Origin of the sequence: Corynebacterium sp. LK26 (assembly GCF_014335085.1) — a bacterium.
Taxonomy (GTDB): Bacteria; Actinomycetota; Actinomycetes; order Mycobacteriales; family Mycobacteriaceae; genus Corynebacterium; species Corynebacterium jeikeium_D.
Genome location: NZ_PDHB01000007.1, coordinates 78,904 through 94,411, shown reverse-complemented (window position 1 = coordinate 94,411; position 15,508 = coordinate 78,904). Strand labels below are relative to the sequence as shown.

The 15,508-nt window shown below is 58.2% G+C and carries 14 protein-coding genes; 3 read left to right on the top strand and 11 right to left on the bottom strand.

Annotated features, from left to right (window positions below):
- Positions 1 to 142: 142 nt before the first annotated feature.
- Positions 143 to 1,420: an MFS transporter gene (locus tag CRD13_RS06650; RefSeq protein WP_187401444.1), complete on the bottom strand. Its 1,278-nt coding sequence runs from the start codon at positions 1,418 to 1,420 to the stop codon at positions 143 to 145.
- 261 nt (positions 1,421 to 1,681) lie between these two features.
- Between CRD13_RS06650 and CRD13_RS06645 the strand changes: the two genes are divergently transcribed.
- A complete protein-coding gene (locus CRD13_RS06645; protein ID WP_070858421.1) occupies positions 1,682 to 3,250 on the top strand; it encodes an NYN domain-containing protein in 1,569 nt (522 codons plus the stop codon).
- A 29-nt stretch (positions 3,251 to 3,279) separates the two neighbouring features.
- Complete coding sequence (locus tag CRD13_RS11005) at positions 3,280 to 3,405, top strand: hypothetical protein (RefSeq protein WP_255456202.1); 126 nt, start codon at positions 3,280 to 3,282, stop codon at positions 3,403 to 3,405.
- Positions 3,406 to 3,449: 44 nt separating this feature from the next.
- Here the strand turns inward: CRD13_RS11005 and CRD13_RS06640 are convergent, their stop codons facing one another.
- Positions 3,450 to 4,295, bottom strand: a complete 846-nt coding sequence (locus tag CRD13_RS06640; protein ID WP_187401443.1) for a PspA/IM30 family protein — start codon at positions 4,293 to 4,295, stop codon at positions 3,450 to 3,452.
- A 161-nt stretch (positions 4,296 to 4,456) separates the two neighbouring features.
- Here CRD13_RS06640 and CRD13_RS06635 point away from each other — a divergent pair, with 161 nt between their 5' ends.
- The gene (locus CRD13_RS06635; protein ID WP_070549571.1) at positions 4,457 to 5,758 is read left to right on the top strand and encodes a serine hydrolase; all 1,302 of its coding nucleotides are present in this window, start codon (positions 4,457 to 4,459) and stop codon (positions 5,756 to 5,758) included.
- A 104-nt stretch (positions 5,759 to 5,862) separates the two neighbouring features.
- Here the strand turns inward: CRD13_RS06635 and trxA are convergent, their stop codons facing one another.
- From trxA to CRD13_RS06590, 9 genes are all read right to left on the bottom strand, one after another.
- On the bottom strand, positions 5,863 to 6,243 hold the full coding sequence (gene trxA / locus CRD13_RS06630; protein ID WP_016421700.1) for a thioredoxin: 381 nt from the start codon (positions 6,241 to 6,243) through the stop codon (positions 5,863 to 5,865).
- Between the two features lie 142 nt (positions 6,244 to 6,385).
- Positions 6,386 to 7,234 carry a fumarylacetoacetate hydrolase family protein gene (locus CRD13_RS06625; RefSeq protein WP_016421701.1) on the bottom strand — a complete coding sequence of 283 codons (849 nt, stop codon included), beginning with the start codon at positions 7,232 to 7,234 and terminating at the stop codon, positions 6,386 to 6,388.
- Positions 7,235 to 7,323: 89 nt separating this feature from the next.
- Entirely contained in the window at positions 7,324 to 8,520 is a 1,197-nt protein-coding gene (locus tag CRD13_RS06620; protein ID WP_187401442.1) for an acyltransferase family protein, read from the bottom strand.
- Between the two features lie 142 nt (positions 8,521 to 8,662).
- Positions 8,663 to 10,255, bottom strand: coding sequence for a replicative DNA helicase (dnaB, locus tag CRD13_RS06615; protein ID WP_049170075.1), 1,593 nt, complete (start codon positions 10,253 to 10,255; stop codon positions 8,663 to 8,665).
- Between the two features lie 735 nt (positions 10,256 to 10,990).
- Positions 10,991 to 11,443 carry a 50S ribosomal protein L9 gene (gene rplI, locus CRD13_RS06610; protein WP_005511982.1) on the bottom strand — a complete coding sequence of 151 codons (453 nt, stop codon included), beginning with the start codon at positions 11,441 to 11,443 and terminating at the stop codon, positions 10,991 to 10,993.
- A gap of 100 nt (positions 11,444 to 11,543) precedes the next feature.
- Positions 11,544 to 12,110: a single-stranded DNA-binding protein gene (locus CRD13_RS06605; RefSeq protein ID WP_049170077.1), complete on the bottom strand. Its 567-nt coding sequence runs from the start codon at positions 12,108 to 12,110 to the stop codon at positions 11,544 to 11,546.
- 121 nt (positions 12,111 to 12,231) lie between these two features.
- On the bottom strand, positions 12,232 to 12,519 hold the full coding sequence (gene rpsF / locus CRD13_RS06600; protein WP_005511978.1) for a 30S ribosomal protein S6: 288 nt from the start codon (positions 12,517 to 12,519) through the stop codon (positions 12,232 to 12,234).
- 311 nt (positions 12,520 to 12,830) lie between these two features.
- On the bottom strand, positions 12,831 to 13,022 hold the full coding sequence (locus tag CRD13_RS06595) for a hypothetical protein (protein WP_016421704.1): 192 nt from the start codon (positions 13,020 to 13,022) through the stop codon (positions 12,831 to 12,833).
- Positions 13,023 to 15,500, bottom strand: a complete 2,478-nt coding sequence (locus tag CRD13_RS06590; protein WP_070858066.1) for a transglycosylase domain-containing protein — start codon at positions 15,498 to 15,500, stop codon at positions 13,023 to 13,025.
- Positions 15,501 to 15,508: the final 8 nt, after the last annotated feature.

Genomic DNA, 15,508 nt, shown 5'->3' with positions numbered 1-15,508 from the left:
CGATACATTACACACATGCCCCTATTTAAGCGAATCCGCTGGTAGAACCTGGAAAACGAATCACTTTAGTTAACTCTGTATGCCAGATTTGAGCCTTCCTACGGCTCGGGCGCTACTTTTCAGCAACTCAGCAATTGACCAATTACTTAGTCAGAGCCGCCTTGTCACCTGCGAGTCGTCGCCAAGCAGTGGCAGACGCGACCCCCATCAGCGCACCCGCACCCAGAAACACGCTGCCTGCACCCATCGCGGTAGCACCCAAACCAGCAACCGGCGGCAGGATGACCTGCGCCAAGCGGTTACCCATCAGTCGGATGGATAGCGCCTGAGCGCGCACCTCGGCATCCACCAGGGAGCTCACCCACGTCATTGACATGGGCATGACAAAACCCCACGCCAAGCCACAGATACCAACCGCGACAACCATCAGCCACGCACTCTGTAGCCACGGCATTGCCAAAAGCGGCAGGACACCGGCACAAACTGCAATGATAAGGACTCGATTGCGATTAGCTCGGTGCAAAACAGTCGGCATGAGGGCTCGGGAAATAATCGCGAGGCCACTACGCGCACCAAGGATTACCGTCACCTCGGCAACACTAAAGCCCAGTTCGCGTCCCAGCACCGGCACATATGCCGTCAACAGGTCAATGGCTACGATGACCGCAATTGATACAGCCATGGCGCTGGACATGCCGTCGATACGCAGGATGCTTAAGACCGATGCGCCGCTGGCTTCGGCCTGCGCCGGCCGCCTCTTGTCCATCCGGCTGCGGTCGCTAACAGTCGACGCCGGGGATTGCTCAGTTGAGCTAGCAGCTTGCACTTCGGCGGCTGCATTCGCTTCGTGCCGTCGATAAGCAGTTGCGACCGGCCAGCCGATGACCAGGGCGACCGCGCCGATTCCCGTCATCGCCCAGAGCGCAGAAGTGGTGGCGGTCATGGCGCTGCCGTCGTGGTTGGGAGTGAGCAGACCTGCACCGACAATGCCGAGGAACTGCCCGACGGAAATTCCGAGCGTGAAATAAGCAAAGAGGCTATCGAGCCCGGCGACGCCGCCACGCAGGTGCGAAACCATGCCTTGAGCGGCGATGAGCGTGGTCATGTGGGCAAAACCCAGGGCCACGTAGCCGAGCAGAAGAATAGGTAGGTTCGGCGAGAGCGCCATTACTGCTGCCGCGATGACGGTGGCGACGAGACCGGAGTACATGACTTCGGTGGCGCGATGACTGTCGACAAGCTTGCCGGCGGGAAGCGCAATAATAAGAGGTACAAGTGAAAATGCGGCAGTGAACCAGCCGACGGTGGCGGCGGAACCGCCAAAATCGAGGACTCGCCAAGAAAGCAGCACGCGACCGCCGTTGAAAACCGCTTGTCCCAACACAGTAATGAGAACCAATAGGCCGAACCAGCGTCTCATACCTGTTTGTAACTCCCCTTCTCCTGTGTGGTCGTACTCTTCGCGGGGCGATTTCTTTGCACGTCAATACCTAAATTGATCGGTGCCTTCTCGTCGACTCGCACTCCTGCCAACCCGCGAAGAGCGGTCAAAGTGATGCGGCTTATTAAGAATAGTCCCTGAAGTTAAACATGTTTAGCGCATAGAATGAATTATTCGGGCATCCTTGTCGATGTAACCGGTTTGCTTATTTAGTTAATAAAGAATCAGGAATTAGGAGCCATGCTTGAACGCACATTGGTGTTCGTCGATACGTCATATTTATTGGCGAGCTTTTACAACTCGTGGGAAACCGGAGCCCGCGGGCAATTAGAAATCGACCTTAGAGAAGTAGTTAGTGTCCTTGACCGAATGATTAACCAGCAGCTGAACCAGCCAGTTCAGCGGCAACTTTGGTACGACGGCATCCCGGAGTCGGGGCCGCATCGTTACCAGCGCTCACTGCGCACGATCGATGGTGTGCAGCTGCGCGCAGGTCAACTCATTGAATGGGGTGACCGACGGACGCAGAAGGCCGTCGATACTCGGCTCGTCGCAGACATGGTTGTCGCCGGCCTGCGCAACCAAGTTTCCGATATCGTGCTGGTCTCGGGCGATGCGGACATGCTGCCCGGCGTCGCCGAGGCTTCGGCTGCCGGTGTGCGCGTGCATCTCTACGGCTTCGGCTGGGACTCCATGTCCGGTGCACTTCGCCATGCCTGCGATTCGACGACAATCCTCGATCCCCGCGAGGACTTCGCCGACGCCATGCAGCTCAATGTCCTCGAAGGCCCAATCCCACCGGTCGTCCGCACGAATAAGCCGCTGGGCGATGCCGAACCAATCGAAGATCTCGGCGCTACCTGCGTGCCGGATACGCGCATCACTCCTCCGGGCGAGGGCTCGCTTGACGACGGCACGGAGAACACTCCCTCCGCCGCCGACGGTGACGCTGCTTCGCCGGAGGCCGGAACTCCGGAGGTTCCGCAGGACCAGCGCGTTGTGCCATCCCCCACGGCTGACAGCGACTCCGACTGTCGCAGCGAAGACAATGCCGCAGCCACGCCGACGGCCAAGGCCGACTCGCCGAAGTTCAACGAGGTCGAGCACGCGGCCAAGATGGGTGCCCGGGAAATCCCGGCGCAGGCTGAGCACCGCGCTGAGGTAGAGCGCACCGGCGGTTCGGAAGCTACACGGGTGGATTCCGCTGCTTCGGGCGTTTCGGCTGCCTCACCAACGCAGCCAACGCAGCCAGCACAGCCTTCTCCAGCGGCCATGCCCGGCGCGACAGTCAACACTGGCAGTGGGGCTGGTAACGACACTGCGAACAACACCGGAGCCGAGCATGCAGGCGCGTCTGCCTCCGATTCCGCGTCGTCGACTGCAACCGGCAGTGGGGAGTCGGCGACGGAGTCGTCGACAAGCGAAGACGGTGCCAACACGAGTACGCCGAAACCAAGCCCGCGGCCGAATCCTTCGATGATGGCGCCAAGGAGGAAGCTGCGTAGTCGATACGTGCCCCTGCCGAACGAGGTGTGGGCATCCGCGGGTTTTCAGACGCCGTTCGATGTGGGACAGCAGTACGCGAACTGGTGGTACGAGAATATTGCGAACGAGCAGGCGCGCGATAGTGCCCACTTGCTCTCTGGTGGTGGGCTGCCACCGGACATTGATCGTCCGCTGCTGCAGTTTGCGTGCGAAACCCTGCACGAATACACGCTGACGGAGACGCAGCGCGTCAATCTGCGCGATGGTTTCCACGCCGGTATCCGCGGAGTGCTGCTCGCGCGGAAGAACGGCGAATTGGAGTAATAGCGCGCCTCACGGATTCAGCAGTTTCGGTGGCTTCAGCACTGCTGGCGCTACTGTCGCTGCTGGCGCTACTGTCGCTGCTGGCGCTGCTGGTGCGAGAAAGTGTCGGGGTTTATGTCAGTTTAGGGTGGTTTTTCCCGCTCAAACTGACATAAACCCCGACACTTTCTTGTTGACGATTGTTGGCAACTGGTGAACGCTACTTCGCTTCGTCTGCGTCCGTTGTGGTGTCCTCAACGGCCTCAACGGACTCGGCGGACTCGGCGGCCTCCAGCTCGCCGGCGTTATCCTTCGCGGCAGAACCGGATTCGAGAGCAGCGTTTTCATTATTCATCTGGGCACGAATTTCGGCCAGACGCATGTCAGCAGCGGCATCGCGAGTCGAAGTCTCGATCTCAGCCATACGACCTGCCTGTGAGGATTCCGCGAGCTCCTGAGCGCCCAACGCATTGGCGTAGCGGCCTTCAATCTTCTCACGGACCGAATCCAAAGCCGGCACATTCGGATCCTCGGAAATACCCTGCATGCTCTGGAGAGTCTTCGACGCGGTCTCTTGCATCTTGGCCTGATCGGCCTGCGACTCCAGCTTGCGGATATCCTGCTTAATCTGCTCGTAGCGAGCCTGCGACTGCTGCGCCTGACGCTGTGCCTCCTCAGCAGCAGATACGGCCTGCTGGTGGAGCTGCGTAGTATTTTCCAGCTCCTTTTCAACATTCACCAGCTGGGTGGCAAACACCTCAGCAGTGCTTTCCATCTTCTGTGCAGTGGCCTCATCGCCCTTGGCACGAGCTTGATCCGCATTGGCGAGTGCCTGCCGGGTGTTCTCGGTAATCTTGTCACGCTCAGAGGTCAACCGCCCCAGCTGCATTTCCAGCTGATTGCGGTTGCCGATGATAGCCGCAGCCTGACGCTGAATCTCCTGATGGCGCTGACGCTCGGCCTCAGCTGCCTGTGCAATCTGAACCTTAGGATCCGCATTGTCCTCGATCTTCTTATCGAACGAAGACATCATGTACTTCCAGCCCTTGGCAAATGGATTAGCCATGCAAATCCAACCTTCCTCAACATATGCGGAATAACTAATCGGAACCGAGAAGATTCCATCTCTTAAAAAATTGTACGTGAGCTAGCTCGCTCTCTCTCGGCAAACGGAAAGAGCTGGTTACCGACAAGCAAGACTCCCCCAGAGTTGTAAACTCTCTAAACATGGTTCATTGCCCTCAACGCACGTACCGCGGACTGGCCGCGAGTCTCGCCGCGGTAATTACTCTGTCAGCAACTGCGCCGCTGGCTAACGCGACAGTCACCGCAACTGCTGACTCCACCGATACCGGTGCATTTTCGCAGGTAGTCGTAGCAGCTCCATCGTCAACGGAGCCGGCTAAGCCCTCCGACGCAAAAACCAAGAAGACCACCGAAAAGCCAACTGAAAAGGCTCCCGAGAAGAGCACAGGGCGAACCGCAGAGAAGTCGGCGGAACAGTCGGCTGAGAAGTCGACCGAGAAAACCTCTTCACCGACATCGGAAACGTCCTCGACGGAGCCGTCGGAAAGCACTGTGAAAAGTGAGCCGAAGGAGTTTCCCCCACTTGTGCCAGGGGCGAAGACCCAGTGGGGCCTTGGCGTGCAAACTCGTCTCGACGAAGTGACTGAGAAGTTCGACGCTAAGGGCGGCATGCTCGGCATGGGCATTCTGGATCGCCAGACCGGTGAGTTCATCTGCAACTCACACTGTGATGATGTTTTTCGCCTCGCCAGCCTGATGAAGGTATTCGTCGCCGACGTTGTGGCCTATTCCAACTACACGCAGCCGAAGAAGGGCGAGATTGTCGCTGGCCAGGGTGATATGCCGGTTGAGGGCAACCCCGACGCCATGCTGCGCGACGACATGATTCGATACTCCAACAACGAAGCAACTGACGAGCTGTGGGATTCCTACGGCGGTGTACGCATCGTTGACAATGTCCGACAGCGCTACGGCCTCTCGGATAAGACTGTCGGCTCACCTATGTGGGGAGCCACCACCAGTACGCCAGCCGACATGGTTGCCTACTTTGACCGGATGCTGAGCGAAGAAGGCGGGCTGAGCGACACGGAGACCAAATACATGCGTCAGCTGATGTACTCACTGCCGCGCTACTCCTACGGCGATGCAGACCAGAACTTCGGTCTGCGTGCAGCGCTACCGAAGGAAACGATTGCCAACAAGTCCGGTTGGTACGAAGAGCAGCACACCACTGCCGGATTCCTTGGCGACGATGACCGTTACGCTATCGCGGTTCTGGGCAAAAACCTGACCGCCAACGAACTCACCGAAGCTGTCAAGCACGTGTTCCCAGACGGGCAGGTTCTGCCAACAGGTGAGAAGGAGACAAAGCACGCCCGCACCAGCGCACCACTGTCGATTGAGGAGGACTCAAACAAAGTCGCTCCAGCCCTGTGGGCGCTAGTAGCAGCACTCGCTGGCTTTGGTATTGGCTGGCTCATTCGTGGCCAGCGCGCGGACTAGATACAAAAAGCCCCCGCGCGCTTGAGGGCTAGTTCAGGCGCGGGGGCTTACGCGGAAGTGCTCCAAGTCGGAAAACGCACAGTATGCGGGCTGAACCGCAGAGTTTACTCGGTAGCGCTATCCTGTGCGGCCTGCTCGGCAATTTGCGCACGGACATCATCCATGTTCAGCTCCGAAGCCTGGCCAACCAGATCGCTCAGGGCGGCCTCCGGCAGCACACCAGAGTGCTGGAACAGCAGGATTCCCTCGCGGAAAACAAACAGCGTCGGAATCGACTGAATGCCCAGGGCCGCCGAAACCTCCTGGTTGGCATCGGTGTCCAGCTTTGCGAACACTACCTCTGAGTGCTTCTCCGAAGCCTTCTCATAAATCGGGGCGAACTGGCGGCACGGACCGCACCAGGATGCCCAGGCATCAACGAGCACAATGTCGTTGTTCTGAATAGTCTCAGCGAAAGTCTCGTTCGTAATATCAACAGTTGCCATGGGTCTAACTCCTCTTACTCTTTAACGTCGTGTTCTAACTTCACGTTCTTTACGTAGGTTTTTACCCGTTAGTCTCCCACAACGCACGCGGGGGTCGTTTCATTCCCGCCGGGTTCGCGGGAACGTCGTAAAGCGGCGCGTGCTAGTGGTTGATGCGGACAGTGTTGGCCTGTTTACCCAGGCCATCGATGGTGATGACCATTTCCTGGCCATCCTGAAGGTAGGTCTGCGGGCTCATGCCGTGGCCAACACCCGCCGGCGTTCCCGTGGAGATGACATCGCCCGGGTTCAGCTGCACGAACTGTGAGATGTAGGCGATCAACTTTGCCGGGGAGAAAACAAGGTCCGCAATCGGTGCATCCTGGCGCAGCTCTCCGTCGACGTATGTGCGCACCCGCGCGGAGTCCGCATCGAAAGCATCAGCCGTGAGCATCCACGGCCCGAAAGCACTGGCGCGCTGCAACGTCTTCCCCTGTAGCCACTGCGCGGTGGCATACTGGAAATCGCGCTGGGTGAAGTCATTCATAATCGCGTACCCAGCGATAGCGTCCTGTGCCTGCTCCTCCGACACCCGCAGGCAGGTCTCGCCGACGATAACCGCGAGCTCGCCTTCGTAATCGAGCTTCTCCGCGCAGGCCTCCGGCACTCGGATATCATCCTTCGCACCGGCGACGGCATCGGCAAACTTCGCAAATAACGTTGGCACCTCGGGGCGCTGGTGCCCCATCTCGTCGATGTGCGCGGCATAGTTCAAGCCGACGCAGACGATTTTGCCCGGCCGCGTAATCAGCGGTGCGAACGCCCACGCGCTCTCCGCCATGACGTTGTCAGGGTTGTTCCCCGCCTCCGCCAAGAGTTCTTCCGCTTCACGACGCCACGTTGGCCGCGCTAACACATCTCCGAGACAGTGGTCATCAAAAAGGACCGCTACGCCGTCGCCGAGAACAGCGGCGCGGGTTGCACCCTGGTATCGCAACGTTGCTAGACGCATGGCTTTCTCATTTCTTCATGGCTATTCTCTGTGTCACTTCTGCCGCCTGATCGGCTCCCGGTTCCACGCTACCGCCTTGTTGAGCTGAATTAGGAAGCAGGTTCGCTCTTAGGCTGCCGCGGAGCCTCGCCTTCAGGCAGGGAAGAAGGATTCTGACTGCGCTGAAGGGCACGCTGCCCCGGCGTAGTCATGCGCACTACCCACGCAGGACGGACAAAGAGCCACCCGGCACCGATGGCAAGCAGCAACCTGTGCAGACCAAGACACAGCATCGCCGCAATGATAGTCACCAGCGGCGTCATGATGACCAAATGTGGGTCCTTCGGCAGAATGAGGTCACAAATAATCATGACCACAACCAACATTGGAATGTGCATGAGGAAGATAGGCAGCGTTCGGCCGCCAACCTTTTCAAAGGGCACAACTAGGCGAGTGTTCTGCAGCATCGCCATAATATTGATTGCAGCCAGTGCGCCAGTGGTGGACAGGTACACACGGGTGAAGCCGACGTTGCCTTCGTTAAAGCTCGAGTAGGTCGCCTGCACCCAGATCGCCACCGACAGGAACGCCGTCAGCGTCACTAGTAGTGCGAGACCACTGCGACGCTGTGCCATCCGGAAGATCCAGGGCGCGCCGTACATGCCCAGCACGTAGAAGAACAGCATTTTGCTGACAAAGTCCCACGACCAGCTGGACGAGGCAAAAGGCGCCCATGCACTAATGAGGCCTGTAACGATGAGCTGAATCACCGGATGTACCCAGCGGAATGCTCGTGTGAGAATTGCGAACAGCGCCAGCGCCCACAGAAACCACAGGTAGGAAGTTGGCTCGATGATCGCGTGAAGCGTGTTGTAAATTCGCGGCCCCCACGCGCTGTGGTCCGTAATCGGCGGCGGAGACACTATGCCATCGGCATCCACGTGCGTATATGGCATGAGGAAAAGCACGAAGTCACGCAGTGGCACCCAAATCACGTAGAGATAGACCATCACCCAGATTCGGCGATTGGCCAACTTATGCCACGACTCCTTGAGTGCCTTGCCGGCGAACAGCCCAGATAGCAGGAAAAACAGCGGCATACGGATTGGTCCGAGGAAGAAGTTAATCCCCGCCCACTGCGCCGTGTAGTAACCGTGCGCTTGCAGCTCTGTGATGGCATGGCCAAACACAACTAAAAGAATGCACAGCCCCTTGGCCGCATCCACCCAGCCGACGCGCTGTTTCGGCGCGCTCTTCTGCCTTTTCGCTTTGGCCTCCGCTGCCACGGGAGCGGCAGTTGGTGACATAGTGCTTCCCCGCTTCCCGACGACTCCGCGTAACCCTCAAAACCTTCAAAACCATCAACGCACGAAAACTCGCCCCATTGACTGTCACTCACCTTACCTAGCCACCCGGATTGCACTAATTCTGGGTGGCTAGGCCAGGCACCTAGAGAGAACCGCTGGGCTCCTCCGCCAGGTTGGCGAACCTGGAGTAGTGCAGCTGGTGGGCCACGGCAATGCTTCCGGTCGGTCCACCACGGTGCTTTGCGACGATAATATCCGCCTCACCAGCACGTTCATGGTCAGCCTCCTGCGAGTCCGGCCGGTAAATCAGCATGACGATATCGGCATCCTGCTCCAGCGAACCCGACTCACGCAGGTCCGAGACCTGTGGCTTCTTATCTGTGCGAGCTTCCGGACCACGATTCAGCTGCGAAATTGCAATCAGCGGTACCTCGAGCTCCTTCGCCAACAACTTGAGCTGACGGGAGAACTCCGAGACCTCTTGCTGCCTGGACTCGACTTTTTTACCCGAGCTCATCAGCTGCAGGTAGTCGACCACAATCATCTTCAGATCGTGCTTCTGCTTCAGCTGACGTGCCTTCGCGCGAATTTCCATCATGGTCAGGTTCGGCGAGTCATCAATAAACAGCGGAGCATCACGAATCTTGTCGCCGACCTCGACCAGCTTTGTCCAGTCCCGCTCATCCAGGTCACCGGAGCGCAAAGATGCCATGTTGATTTTCGCCTCTGCGGACATGATGCGCATCATGATTTCGTTGCGCGACATTTCCAACGAGAAAATTGCGCTGGTCATGCCGTTGCGAATCGATGCCGAACGCATGAAGTCCATCGCCAGCGTGGACTTACCCACACCCGGACGAGCCGCAATAATCACCATCTGACCTGGGTGAAGGCCGTTCGTCAGCTTGTCCAGGTTGGTAATCCCCGTCGGCACACCCTGCGCCAGACCGCCGTTTTGGGTAATAAGATCCAGTTCCTCCAGCGTGTCATCCAGGACATCGGCGATGGGAACGTAGTCATTCTTCGTGTTCTCACGTCCAACGCTGAAGATGAGCTGCTGCGCCTCATCCACCAGCTGCTCCGGCTCCGTGTCCTCCGCGCCCGCATAGCCGATCTGGGCGATCTTCGTGCCGGCCTCGACCAGGCGACGGATTGTCGCCTTCTCCGCAACAATGCGGGCATAGAACTGCGCATTCGCCGCCGTTGGAACCAGGGAGGCCAAGGTGTGCAGGTACAGCGGACCACCGATACGCTCCAGGTCTCCAGTTCGATCCAGACGACCTGCCAGCAAAATAGGGTCAATTTCCGAGGACTCACCGTAGAGGTGCAAAATCGCCGAGTAAATCGTCTGGTGCGCTGGCCGGTAGAAATCCTCCGGCGTCAGCTGCTCGTACACATCCGCAACGACCTCTGAGTTCAGCAGCATCGCGCCGAGCACACTCTGCTCCGCCTCGATATTGTGCGGCGGCGTGCGCTCAAAAGTCGCGCCCGCGACCGCACTCGCACGAGCGCCACGACCACGGTCTCGCTCCCAGTCCCGCGCCCCAGATCCGCTTGCCGACGATCCGTTGCCCGAGCTCTGAGAGAAGGAATACTCCTCCGGTGGCGCATCCTCTACCGGCGGTTCCGGGGGCAGCGGAACGTCATCGAAGGAATCATCGTGGGAATTTACCGAGTAGGAGGACGCCTCGTCCCCTGCTCCGGAATGACCACCATCACCTACAGGCTGACTCATCGTGAGCAGCTCCTCCCCTTCTGGACCACTTAGGTGCCTTTTCAACCCTGTTGCTGACTGACCGTCACACTCAATATGTCTGTTCCGACCGCCAGCACTGGACACCTGACTACCTACCGCAGTTATACCTGTTCGAGCGGATTGACGGACCTGTAAAAGTACCCTTGAAGGCCCCGGAAAACAATCTTCTACGGTGTTTATCCCCGAAGTTATCCACAGCGCCTGTGGACAAGCCTGGGGAGAACATGTGCACAATCAAGAAAAGTCCAGGTGAACGGTCCGTAACCCTAAACCGCCGCTTGAATGTTAACGGGGGTAGCGGAGTTTCAACCCGGAAATATTCTATCTACGCAGGTCAGTGCGTATTTGCCTTAATCCTGCACAAATGTAATCCTCTGTTACCCCTTTAGCATCGATGCTGCTCATGCGGAGATTATTAACGATGAATTAATAAAAATCTCGTGCACTCCAGAAGAGTTATCCACGGCAGCCAGGCAAGTTACCCACAGGTTTATCCACAGAAATCATTGTTAGCCTGTGGACAAGTCGTAGACGCTCTTTCCAGCACCTGCGTAAAAGGCTTTAAACCAGCCTTAAACCACGAAAAGCCCTGACCTTTCACTAGGAAAGATCAGAGCTTCACGTGTGCTGTTGTCATTGGGCCTCAGAGCCCGCGCAGTCTTTAAACGCGGTGCTCGTCAGCCGCCGTCAAAGTAAAAACTCTAAACCGCGAACTTACGCGGCGACGACCTGTACGGAAACATGCGCGGTAATCTGCGGGTGCAGCGCGATGTCAACGGTGTGCTTACCAAGGGACTTGATCTGGCTCGGAGCAAGCACGACTGCGCGCTTGTCGATAGCCTGACCGGAAGCCTTACGAACTGCATCGGCGATGTCACCCTTGGTGACAGAACCGAACAGCTTGCCATTTTCCGAAGCCTTCACAGCAACGGAGACGTTGTCGAGCGAATCAATCTTCTGCTTGACTTCACGTGCATGGTCGAGGTCGCGGATAGCGCGAGCCTCCTGGGCACGACGAATGCCCTCGATCTGCTTTTCTGCGCCGCGGGTGGCAACAATTGCCAGTCCGCGAGGAAGCAGGTAGTTACGTCCGTAGCCGGCCTTGACCTCAACGATGTCGCCTGCGACACCGAGCTTGTCAACGTCGGCGGTGAGGATCAGCTTCATGATCCCTGCCTTTCGCTGGATATGTCTTTAAAAGATTATGAGAATTGTGGATGCTAAATCTGCTGCAAACTAGTCACGTAGTGCCGTGGCTGGAAGGAGCTTAGAACGGAGGCTCATCGCCGCCGAAGCCGCCACCGGCCGGAGGAGCTGAGTTCCACGGATCTTCCGCAGGAGCTCCGCCACCAAAACCGCGATCGCCCTGTCCACCCTGGTTGCCCTGGTTTCCACCAAAGCCACCGCCGAAACCACCACCGGCATTTCCGCCCTGGCTGCGGTTGCCGCCGCCAAAGTTTCCACCGCCGTTGCGTGGAGTGCGCGTGACCTGAGCTCGAGCGAACTTCAGGGACGGGCCCACCTCATCGACCTCAACCTCAAAGACGGTACGACGCTCGCCCTCGCGGGTCTCGTAACTGCGCTGGCGCAGACGACCCTGGACGATGACGCGCATGCCCTTGGAGAGACTTTCGACAGCGTTCTCCGCTGCCTCACGCCACAGGCTGCAGGTGAGGAACATGCCCTCGCCGTCAACCCACTGGCCATCTCGGTACACCCGCGGAGTCGACGCGACGCGGAAGTTCGCGACGGCGGTGCCGTTCTGGGTGTACTTAAGCTCCGGGTCAGCAACCAGGTTGCCAACCACTGTGATTTGTACGTCTCCCTGAGCCATGCTTCTTCTCCTCGGTTGTATTCTGTCGAGCTGATGATGGGGCTTTCGCCCGCTATCCTACGGCTTTCGCATTACCGGTGTGCCCCATTCGAGCACTCTAGCTACGCAAATATGACGCAGATTAACGATCAACCCGCAGCACCTTGGTGCGCAGGATGCTGTCGTTCAGATTCAGACGACGGTCGAGTTCCAGCACGGTTGCGGACTCGCAGGTGAGGTCGACGACAACGTAGATGCCGTCTTCCTTCTTCTCGATCGGGTAGGCGAGGTGGCGCTTACCCCAGATGTCCACCTTCTCCACCTTGCCGTTCTCCTTGCGGACAACGTCGAGGTACTTCTCCAGGGACGGGCCTACGGTGCGCTCATCCTGAGACGGATCGATAATAATCATTACTTCGTAGTGACGCACGGACCTCATCACCTCCTATGGTCTAGTTCTTGTATTTCGGCTACACAGCGTGGTGCGCTGGCACTGTCTTTCATGCCAACCGCTATGCAGCAGGAGGATCGTTGCGTCAAGCAACCCTGCCAGGGTACCGCAGGCAGAGGTATATGTCCTAATCGCAGGCGCCATCGGCAAGCAGTACTGGCAAGCGGTGTCAGGGCGCCGAATAGAAAGAGACGCACACAGAGCTACTGCGTGCGCCTCTTTGAATTGTGAAGTTGTCGCGTGCTTGGTGGGCAGTTAACGCTCTAGCAACTGACTACCTGGCCTGCGTCCTACATTGATGTCGAGGAAGCATGTGCCAACGCAATAATCACCGGAATGACTGTCGCGAATAGGAAAGCTGCCAGGCACAGAGCCCAAATGATTGCCGGTTTCCACTTCTGCATGAAGCCCCAAAAGGCCGTGCCGAACATCAGGAAGCCAATCGCGACGCAGACGATGGTGAAAATCACCCACGTGTCCACTTACTGTCCACCTCCAGGGTTACCGGGGTCTCCGCCGCCTTCATTGCCACCGCCGAAACCACCGCCTCCCGGAATCGGGATGGGCAGTAGGTCAGCGATTCCGCCGCCACCGCCTCCGCCATCGCCACCCGGAACCGGAAGCGGTGCAGGCTGCTCCTCGGAGGACTCAGAGGTCGACTCCTCGGCCGACTCCTCTTCTGTGGTCTCCGGGGCATAGCCCTGGTCATAGCCAGAGTCAGAGGTCGACGGCGCCTGGTACTGCGGCGCACCTGCGACACCACCGATTGGCTCCGGCTTGGTGAAGTACTCAAAGTCCTCGTTAGACAGTGCGTTATCCATGGTGTACTTCCACAGATCGCCCGGGGTTTGCGAGCCGTACATGATGCCACCATAGGAGTTGTAGAGCGCCGAACCATCGACGTTGCCAACCCACACTGCAGTCGACAGCTGCGGTGTCGAACCGATCATCCACGCATCCTTGTTCTGGCCGGTGTCACCCAACTGCGTAGTACCGGTCTTGGCGGCCGACGGGCGACCACCACTCAAGGGCTTGTTGCTGTAACCGGCAATAGGCTCCATGGCCGATATCATATTGGTGGCCACTGCCTTGGAAACTCGACGGTCGCCCTTGTCAGCGTTGGACTCGTAAACAATCTCGCCCTTGGAGTTTTCGACCTTCTCTACGAAGTGAGTCTGCTGATAGACGCCATCGTTAGTCAGGGTAGCCAGACCAACGGCCATATCCAGCGGACGTGAGAGGTACTGACCCAGGGCGATACCGTCCTGCGAGTGACCGTTGTCGTCCATCAGAGTCTTTTCAATACCCGGGATGGACTCAGCCACGCCCAGACGATGAGCCATTTTGGCGGTGTCATCCGGACCATTCTTCAGGTCGCGCTGCAGGCGAATAAACGGGGTGTTCAGCGACTGCTTCAGGGACTCATAAAGCGGAAGCACGCCACCGCCGGCACCGCCGTCGTTGTGCAGAGTGACGTTACCGGACTGCACAGGTGCCGAAGAGTACTGCGCGGTCAGTGGAATACCTTGATCGAGAGCTGCTGCCAGCGCAAAAATCTTGAAAGTAGAGCCGGTCTGCAGACCGCTGTTTGCGTAGTCCCAACCAGTCGGATCGTCGCCACCGTAGTAGGCGCGGACAGCACCGGTCTTCGGCTCCACCGAAACGATGGCGGCACGCAAACCCGTTGACTGATCGACGTAGTTTTCCATCGCATCCAGGGCAGCCTGCTGCACCGTCGGGTCAATGGTCGTCGTAATGCGTAGACCGCCAGTGTTGACCTCCTGCTCGGAGATACCTTCGCGCTCCAACTCAGCCAGAACCTGATTCTTAATCATGGCAGCCGGGCCGGGCTCCGGAGCCTGCTTCGGCGCCAACGCCGGATCGATGGTCTCCGGGTACTGCATTCCCGCGCGGTCCTGCGGCGAGACGATGTTCATCTCCACCAGGCCATCGAGGACGTAGTTCCAACGCTGCTCAGCCTCCGGGCGGTTAGTCCACGGATCCAGTGCAGATGGACGCTGAATCGAGGCTGCCAGCACAGCACCCTCTTCGGCATTCAGCTCACCGACTTCCTTACCGAAGTAGGCCTTCGACGCTGCCGCGATACCGTATGCGTTACGACCAAAGTAAATCGTGTTGAGGTAGGCCTCAAGGATTTCGTCCTTAGTCCACTCCCGCGCCATCTTCGCCGACATGACCAGTTCCTTGGCCTTACGGGTCAGCGTGCGCTCATTGCCCACCACAGCATTCTTGACGTACTGCTGCGTAATGGTCGAGCCGCCACCGGCACTGGAATTACCAGTCACGACTCCCAGAGCCGCACGGGCATAACCAGTCAAGGAAAAACCCGGGTTGGTATAGAAATCACGATCCTCAGCTGCCAGCACTGCATTGCGTACAGCATCCGGCACCTTGTCGATAGTGATGTTGCTTCGGTTACCGCCCTCGGGGACGATGCGCGTGATTTCCTTTTCACCACTGCGGTCATAAATCACCGCAATCTGGCTATTGGCCAACTCCTCTGGCTCCGGCACGTCCGTTGTCGCATAAGCAACACCGAACACAACTACCGGCAACAGCACGACCAGCGCCACGGCTAGACCGAGCCACGCTAAAATTCGCCGCTTATTGTCAGTCGGCTGTTCTTCTTGCGCCATCGAGCTTTCCTCTTCATGGTCATCTGGTTCATGGTCATCTGGGGCGTACTGCCCCTTCTCCGGATCCGGCTCGCTTGCCGACGTCATCTCTGAACCGGTAGCCAGACCCTCGTCATTGCCACCGACCGAAACAGCATCAATGCTGTCACTGGAATCGTCGTCAAGCGATGCGTCATCGGAGTGTGCGTGCGTATTGAAGGAATCAGCATCCGGCTGATCCCACCACTCGCCTGATGAATTAGAACCCTGGCCCTCGTGAGGGCTGTTAGGACCGCCTGGGCTATCGGGTCGATCATTGCTCACGGGTGCTC